Below are 7,767 nucleotides of genomic sequence, written 5' to 3'. Positions count from 1 at the left end.
ACCGGTGCGCTCATACCTTCATGTCTGCAATCCATATCGCAGCAAGCGTCATCTTCTATCTCAAAGAATGAGTCCTGAGCCTAGGTCTCACAGGTTTGCAAGGCACGGGCGTAACCGTGTGGACAGCTTGGCACGGAGAGCGAATTGCTAGTATCGGCGCGGCTCCGTCCCTGGTGGGTTATGCATGTCCTCAGCTCTAATCGGTTCAGCGTTGTGGCTCTCTACCCATCTTTCCCACTCTGGAACTGAGACGACAGTGCGGCCACCCGCTAACTGCGCGCCAGATGGAGCTCGCAAAACGAAAGCAACTACCGTTGGCGTCGGATCGCTTACAATTTCACGGGCATTTTCTAAATTGCCAGGGATGGTAGTCCGCCAAATTTGGCCGAATCGTAAGGAGATTTTGGTCGTCCGGTTGTCAGTCATTTTCGCCTCCTTCTCGCTTCCTCTGGATTTCCCGATGTAGCCTTAAATATTTGATGAGGGACGCACGGTTAGGCCTGCTTTCCCGACAAGCGCGGCGACATTTCGGGGCTTCAGGTCTACCCATGATAGATCGTCTCAGAAAGCACGTCCTCTTTCAATCCGGTTTCCGGTTTCTCGACCGGGAAACTGAATACACCATTTCGCGCTTATAAACGGGTGCGAGAGCAATTTTTCATATTGAAGGGCCTATTAAATATTTAACGGCTTGCGTCGGTTACATGGATTTTAACTTAATAAAGGCAAATGGTCGAGCTTGACCGTCTGACAGCTAAAAGCCAATGATGGGAAGCGACGGGCAGAATAAGGCGGATTAAAATAATGGTGATCAAAGCCACCGAAGATATCCTGCAACGCGACCCCCGCTTTGCAAATCTCTCTATCGCCGAAGACGGCAAGCTTCGCAGAATGACCCTTGCGGACCATCATGCGGCGGTAGCCAACATATGCCTTTCGGCCGTCACGCCCACGGACGTTGCGGCAGCCTTTGATCGTGCTCGAAGCGCGATCATCTACGCGTTCTTCGATTACGAGCTTCTCGTGGGGGGTGAAGTGCTGGCTCTTGGCGCCTTCGAGCTGGCACTAAAACATCGACTCATCGGGCATGGAGGTGCAACTCGTGGGACGCTTCGCAATCTTGTCGATAAGGCTAGGAAAATTGGAATTCTACCCGCGTCCGTCCCCACCCCTACAGAGCTGCCTGACCCCATCGAAGCTTTGATCGCGTTGCGAAATGGATTGGCTCATGGCACGTCCGACATCCATGAGCCTGCGATGGCGCTTGGCGTGATCACCGCCTGCGCTTCATGGATCGATCATATATTTCGATCGTAGCTCGTCTGCTTAATCATGGGGTCTCATACACTTTAGCTTTCCGACAACCTAAACTCTATTTAGCTATTTCCATATATTCTTGGTCGTTACTTTAGGTCAAGATTCTAGATTGTAATCCGACCGCTTTCTCTCTATTATTACCATTGAGCAGACATTCCGTTGTCCCCCTAAACAGCCCCTCGGCTCAGCAGAAACAAAGCTGACAGGCTGTAGTCGCCCTCATATCAGACATTGTGTCTATCCGAGATATTATCGTAAAGCTGACCTTACTGGCTCATTTCAGCCCGGCGATATTGCGAGATTAATTTCACGTGGGCAGGCGAAGAGACGAAACAGCCCCCTGCCCACATTAAAACGCCACATCGGTATACTTCGGTCTTCAGCCAGTAATAAATGCCAGAATATCAGCATTGATGATATCAGCATGGGTTGTGTGCATGCCGTGCGGATAACCAGGATAGATTTTCAGCGTGCTGTTCTGAAGTAGCCTGTCCTGAAGAATTGCTGCATTTTTGTAAGGAACCACCTGATCATCATCCCCCTGCAGGACGAGGGTTGGCACCATGATTGCCTTCAAATCTTCTGTCTGGTCCGTTTCGGAGAAGGCCCTGATCCCTTCATAATGGGCTTTTGCACTGCCCATCATGCCCTGACGCCACCAATTGCGGATCACCCCTTCTGAAGCGTCAACTTCAGGGCGGTTGAAACCGTAGAATGGGCCGCCCGCTACATCCAGAAAGAATTGCGCACGGTTGGCTGCCAGCCCGGCACGCAGTCCGTCCAGCACTTCGATCGGTGCGCCTTCGGGGCTGCGATCCGTTTGGACCATCAAAGGCGGCACGGAACTGACGAGCACGACTTTGGTAACCCGTCCCTGCGGCTGACCGTATTGCGCGACATAGCGGGCAACCTGTCCGCCCCCTGTCGAATGCCCGACATGAATGGCGTTTTTCAGGTCGAGATGTTCCACAACTGCCGATGCGTCGGCCGCGTAATGGTCCATGTCATGACCGTCGCTCACCTGCGCAGATCGTCCGTGACCACGGCGGTCATGCGCAATGACGCGAAAGCCCTTGCTCAGGAAGAACAGCATCTGCGTGTCCCAGTCATCGGCGCTGAGTGGCCAGCCATGATGGAAAACGATAGGCTGTGCATCCTTCGGTCCCCAGTCTTTATAAAAAATCTCTACACCGTCGAGTGTCGTGACAAATGACATGATACTTCTCCTGAGCATTCAAAACTGATAATGCTCAGACGCTAACGTTGAACATAAGTTCAACGTCAAGATGAATTTGTAACAGAAGACTGATGATGAAGATTGGAGAACTGGCCAAGAAAACCGATCTTACGACGTCAAAAATCCGGTTTTATGAGCGCATCGGATTGCTGACAACGGTTGATCGTCGTTCCAACGGATACCGTACCTACCCACCACAGGCCGTGCTGCTTCTGGGACTCATCACAACGGCGCAACGGGCCGGATTTACGCTGGATGAAATCCGCACCCTGCTGCCCTCTGATCTGCAACACTGGGATCATGATGCGCTCATGGACGCACTGACACGCAAGATTGCGGATATTGAGGCGCTGCAGGCACGTCTGACCCAGAGCAAGGCGCATCTCCTTCGTTTGGTGGAAGATATTCAGGCGCGCCCCGAAGACATGGACTGCGCGGCTAACGCCCATCGTGTCCTGACGAATGTGCTTGCAGGACCTTCCGACAATCTGGACATCACACCGGACGATGTGCGTCTTCTGGACAGGACAGATCGTCGTCAGTCCGTGAGCAGAGGACGCAGCAAAAAAGCTGTTCCGCCTTAAATCCCTCCCAGAAAGGACGCGACTTTTCCTGCGGTCGCTCTGGCTGAAAAAGGATTCTGGCCTGTCACCAGTTTTCCATCCACCACGACATGGGACATGAACGGCAGAAGGGCTTTTTCGTAAAGTGCTTTTCGCGCCTTCACTTCAGCTTCCGCGTTGTAGGGTATTTCCCCGGAGACGCCCGCCAGCCTCTCCTCAGTCCACGAAAATCCGGTGATTTTGCGCCCGGACACCAGAAAAGAACCGTCTTCAAGCCGGGTATTCAGAAGCCCGCAATATCCATGGCAGACAGCGGAAACAATACCCCCCTTTTCCCACACTACGCGTGTGATGGCCTGAAGGCCTTCACTGTTCGGAAAATCCCACATCACGCCATGCCCACCGGTAAAGTAGATCGCATCATAATCCTGCGGATTGATGTCTGCGGGACAGGCCGTTGCAGATAAGAGGGCCATCTTAGCCGGATCGGCCAGCCAGGCTCTGGAGGAGGTATCGCGCATCGGCCATTTCAACGCACGCGGGTCAAGTGGAACCTTGCCCCCCCTGGGGCTGACAATGCGCTGCTCATAACCTCTGGCGGCAAACACGTCCCAGGCATGCGTAAGTTCCGACAGCCACAATCCGGTCGGATGTGCGGGATTGTCAAAATGCGAGATATTGGTGGCGACGTGCAGGATACGGCGGCTCATGGCTTGTCCCTTTCATGCGGCAAGGTCCTCGGACGGCCATTCTGTAACATTCAAGGCCGGTTGAAGGTCAATCTGTCGTTTGACATTAAATCTAACTTCAACGTTAACAGTGTAAGGGCAAATCTACCTGCACAACGGAGGCAGCCCCACATGCAGACAATTCTTGGCGCAAATGGCCAGATCGCTACGGAACTGGCGCGGACATTGCATCAGCATCACACAGGGGACCTGCGGCTCGTGAGCCGCAATCCCCGCAAGGTCAATGACGACGACACGCTCATGGCGGCGAACCTGCTTGATGCAGGGCAGACGGCACAGGCGGTGAAAGGCAGCCGGATTGTCTATTTCACAGCCGGCCTTCCCCCTGACAGCACGCTCTGGGAAGAGCAGTTTCCGGTCATGCTGAAGAACGCCTTGCAAGCGTGCCGGGCGGCTGGGGCCAATTTTGCCTATTTCGACAATACTTACATGTATCCTCAGAACAGCCAGATCCAGACTGAGGAAACGCGCTTCGCCCCGGTTGGTCGGAAAGGACGGGTGCGCGCCGCAATGGCGTCCATGGTGCTGGAAGAAATGGCACGGGGAGACATTCCGGTGCTCATCGCCCGTGCGCCGGAATTCTATGGTCCGGGGAAAACACAGAGCTTCACCAACGCTCTGATCATTGACAGGCTGAAAGCAGGCAGAAGGCCACTGGTCCCTGTCCGTGACGACACACGTCGGACCCTAATTTGGACGCCTGATGCGAGCCGTGCTCTTGCAACTCTGGGTAATACGCCGGATGCTTATGGCCAGAGCTGGCATCTGCCATGCTGTGATGATCGACCGACCTATAAGACATTTGTCACTATGGCCAGCCGAGCTTTCGACCGCACACCTTCCTATTCGGTTATTGGTAAATGGCCACTGATCATCGCAGGCATTCTCTCAAAAAGGGTGCGGGAGATAAAGGAACTTCTGCCACGCTACGAGCAAGACAATTTCTTCGACTCAACGAAATTCAAACGTCATTTCCCTGAGTTTTCCGTCACGACATATGAGGGGGGTCTGCAACTGATCAGGAAGGAGTGGAGAGGCGGATAACGCGACTTCCTAGCCGCCTGCCATCGCTCTGAACCGGACTGGTAGAGACGAGTACTTATGCTGCGGACGTGGGATCAAAAAATCCGTCGTGCGCGGAAGGGTTCGTGATTTAGGTGACACTGCCTTATATAATGTCAGCTTCCTGAAGGCTGTTTCCGAAACCGGACATTCCACTTTCCCCCCCTTAACTATCATTCCAAAGGTCGCGGGGGGATCGACACAAGCAAGCCAGCCATCCGGTAAAAGCCGTTGTAATTGCAGCGCCTCTTCTACCGGCGTCTTCATCCACACATCCAGTTCGTCTAGTTGCGTCAGAATATACAGGCATCGCTTTCGGATAGATCGCGCCGACCTTCCTGTTGGCTTCAGTGGTCAGAAACCCGAACAGATCATCCGTCAGCCAGTTTCCGCACGGACGTCCATCGACGTCAGATCCCGGCAAAGAAAGCCAGCGGCTCTCCGTCGCTGCGGGCAAACCACACCCTGCAACGGCTCGCGCTGGCTATGACGCTGATCCCTCAACTGGACATGTTGCATCCGACCCGCGCCTCACGAAGAACCAGCACATAGCTGGTGCTTCTTCCTCCTGCAGCCTCCCTGGCCAGAATATCGCGTGATACGAGATCATTGATATCTCGCAGGGCTGTATCCGGGGACGTTTTTGCCAGCTTCGCCCATTTGGATGAGGTCAGCTTGCCCTCGAACCCGTCCAGCAGACGGTTCAGCATGAGGCGTTGCCGGTCATTGATCGATTGCCCGGCCAGACTATCCCAGAACCGGGCCTTCTGGATGACTTTTCCCAGGACCAGCTCAGCACGGTCAAATGCGCGATCCAGAGCCCCCAGAAACCAGTGCAGCCAGAGCGTGATGTCCATATCTCCTTTCTGAGTAGCCTCAAGGATTGCGTAGTAATCCTTCCGGTCGTGGCGGATCTGGGCTGATAGGCTGTAGAACCGCTGGTCTGTCTGTTCCGAACGCGCAAGCATGAGGTCGCCAATGGCCCGGGCCATACGCCCGTTTCCGTCCTCGAACGGATGAATGGTGACAAACCACAGATGTGCAATGGCTGCCTTCAGCACTGGATCCAGTGCGTGCTCGGCATTGCACCAGTCGAGAAAGGCCTGCATCTCCGCGGGCACCCTGCTGGCTGTCGGCGCCTCATAATGGACCTTCTCCCGTCCGACAGGGCCAGACACAACCTGCATCGGACCGGTTCTGTCATCACGCCACTCTCCCACCAGAATGCGTGCCATGCCGTTCCTGCCAGTCGGAAACAGAGCCGCATGCCAGGCGAACAGCCTTTCTTCAGTCAAAGACTCAGCGTTATGCCGGGTTGCGTCCAACATCATCTCCACGACGCCTTCGATATCCCGATCCACTGGCGCCAGCGCGCCAATATCCATCCCCAATCGCCGGGCAATGGAAGAGCGCACCTGCTCACGATCGAGGTTTTCGCCCTCAATCTCGCTCGACTTGATGACGTCTTCCGTCAGGGTCTGGAGCACGGCTTCCGACCTGAAATCGAAACCAAGACTCTCCATGCGCCCCAGGAGCCGCCCTTGCCGATGACGCACCGCAGCCAGTTCATGGGAGATGGAATCCTTGTCCCACCGGAAATCCGGCCAGTCGCCATACTGATGAATGTATCGCGTCATATTTCCTGCACTCCTTGCGGAGAATATGGCGCTTAATCGCCGCAAACCGCAAGGCTATATCCGCATGATATGCGGCAAATAAGTAGGGTCTTTCCCGCATCTGATCGAAAATCGGGGTGACGGTTGCCTAATCTATAGGTATTTTCGTCTGGAAATCCTGTGGATAACTTTTTTTTGGGGCGGTTTTGGGGGCGCTGAATGAGGGGCCACAAAAAAGGGGGGGGGTAGAAAATGACCACTTTTTTTTCCGGATTTGGTACATGAAATACAGGGCAAGTGCCTTTTTTTGCCCCCGCGTAGTTGGAGGGGGGTGTGTCGTGTTACGATGTCGCATCGAAAAGGGAGCCGAATTTATTCGGCGATAGAGGAAAGAAGAAAAGAGAAAAAGCGTAGCAATTTCATATGCATCCGAAGGGTGCATATGAAATTGAGGTAGCGTGCTCTCCAAACCGGGAAAATGGGGCGTATGGAAGAGGAAAGGGGGGTGTCGGGCGTCTCTTGGGAAAATTCTGCCGGCAAGAAGGTGAATCGGGGGAGTGTATGGGCTTATATGGACGGAGAGGCTGTTTTTTTGCGGCTGTGATGGTGTGCGGGAGTTTTCGGTGGGGATGGTGCGGAGCGTTCGTTGCGTCTTGTTGTAGCCCTGTGTAGGGGGCGACAGAATCATGTAGGCTGCTTTAGGGTGCTATCTGGCGCATTTTAGGGTGTCTGGGCTGGTGTGTTATTATTACCGCAGTGTGGCCGTGTGTTTTGTACCACAAAAAACCGAACACTGTTGTAAAAAAGGGCACTTTTGGGATTAAATCCCAAAAGGCGGTTTTAAGTATTTAGGAATATCAATGACTTAGAGTTTCGAATCCGGAATGAATATGACTAAAAACACAGCCTATTTTGAGTGTTTTTCCTATGTTGATAAGTCTGTGGATACTTTGGGAATAACTTTGTAGGTCGCCGATCAATACACAGGCTTTCATGGACCGCCTGATCTGATTGGCGATGGCGTTTTCGAGGCTATGGAAAGGCATGGTGCGCTGCTGTGAGGAGCGTTTGCTGCCTAAGGAGGACAACATATCCGATTATGCAGTCACCGTCACACGATGTTCGGTTTGACTATATCTAGGCTCAGGACTCATTCTTTGAGATAGAAGATGACGCTTGCTGCGATATGGATTGCAGACATGAAGGTATGAGCGCACCGGTCA

General features: G+C 53.6%; 6 protein-coding genes and 1 pseudogene. 3 read left to right on the top strand and 4 right to left on the bottom strand.

Features of this window, described 5'->3' with window-relative positions:
• The first annotated feature begins 804 nt into the window (after positions 1-804).
• Positions 805-1,317: a hypothetical protein gene (locus FKW19_RS14655; RefSeq protein WP_089179607.1), complete on the top strand. Its 513-nt coding sequence runs from the start codon at positions 805-807 to the stop codon at positions 1,315-1,317.
• Positions 1,318-1,696: 379 nt separating this feature from the next.
• Here the strand turns inward: FKW19_RS14655 and FKW19_RS14650 are convergent, their stop codons facing one another.
• Positions 1,697-2,533 (bottom strand): alpha/beta fold hydrolase, encoded by an 837-nt coding sequence (locus FKW19_RS14650; protein WP_089179606.1) that lies wholly within the window; start codon positions 2,531-2,533, stop codon positions 1,697-1,699.
• Positions 2,534-2,625: 92 nt separating this feature from the next.
• Between FKW19_RS14650 and FKW19_RS14645 the strand changes: the two genes are divergently transcribed.
• Positions 2,626-3,138, top strand: coding sequence for a MerR family transcriptional regulator (locus tag FKW19_RS14645; protein ID WP_238331304.1), 513 nt, complete (start codon positions 2,626-2,628; stop codon positions 3,136-3,138).
• Here FKW19_RS14645 and FKW19_RS14640 read toward each other — a convergent pair.
• The gene (locus FKW19_RS14640) at positions 3,135-3,827 is read right to left on the bottom strand and encodes a type 1 glutamine amidotransferase domain-containing protein (RefSeq protein ID WP_089179604.1); all 693 of its coding nucleotides are present in this window, start codon (positions 3,825-3,827) and stop codon (positions 3,135-3,137) included. The genes FKW19_RS14645 and FKW19_RS14640 overlap by 4 nt on opposite strands.
• Positions 3,828-3,977: 150 nt before the next feature.
• Between FKW19_RS14640 and FKW19_RS14635 the strand changes: the two genes are divergently transcribed.
• Entirely contained in the window at positions 3,978-4,910 is a 933-nt protein-coding gene (locus tag FKW19_RS14635) for an SDR family oxidoreductase (protein WP_089179603.1), read from the top strand.
• Between the two features lie 210 nt (positions 4,911-5,120).
• On the opposite strand, the pseudogene FKW19_RS15875 reads toward FKW19_RS14635, so the two are convergent.
• Positions 5,121-5,392 (bottom strand): annotated as a pseudogene (locus tag FKW19_RS15875) (SOS response-associated peptidase family protein); the annotation flags it as partial.
• A 36-nt stretch (positions 5,393-5,428) separates the two neighbouring features.
• On the bottom strand, positions 5,429-6,565 hold the full coding sequence (locus FKW19_RS14625; RefSeq protein WP_089179602.1) for a Fic family protein: 1,137 nt from the start codon (positions 6,563-6,565) through the stop codon (positions 5,429-5,431).
• Positions 6,566-7,767: the final 1,202 nt, after the last annotated feature.

Source organism: Acetobacter sp. DmW_125128, from assembly GCF_008704325.1.
Classification (GTDB): domain Bacteria; phylum Pseudomonadota; class Alphaproteobacteria; order Acetobacterales; family Acetobacteraceae; genus Acetobacter; species Acetobacter oryzifermentans.
This window is presented reverse-complemented; position numbering and strand designations above follow the sequence as displayed.

Excerpts from the sequence above, each read along its gene's own strand:
- FKW19_RS14655 (WP_089179607.1), top strand. The coding sequence starts at position 805 with ATGGTGATCAAAGCCACCGAAGATATCCTGCAACGCGACCCCCGCTTT.
- FKW19_RS14650 (WP_089179606.1), bottom strand. The coding sequence starts at position 2,533 with ATGTCATTTGTCACGACACTCGACGGTGTAGAGATTTTTTATAAAGAC.
- FKW19_RS14645 (WP_238331304.1), top strand. The coding sequence starts at position 2,626 with ATGATGAAGATTGGAGAACTGGCCAAGAAAACCGATCTTACGACGTCA.
- FKW19_RS14640 (WP_089179604.1), bottom strand. The coding sequence starts at position 3,827 with ATGAGCCGCCGTATCCTGCACGTCGCCACCAATATCTCGCATTTTGAC.
- FKW19_RS14635 (WP_089179603.1), top strand. The coding sequence starts at position 3,978 with ATGCAGACAATTCTTGGCGCAAATGGCCAGATCGCTACGGAACTGGCG.
- FKW19_RS14625 (WP_089179602.1), bottom strand. The coding sequence starts at position 6,565 with ATGACGCGATACATTCATCAGTATGGCGACTGGCCGGATTTCCGGTGG.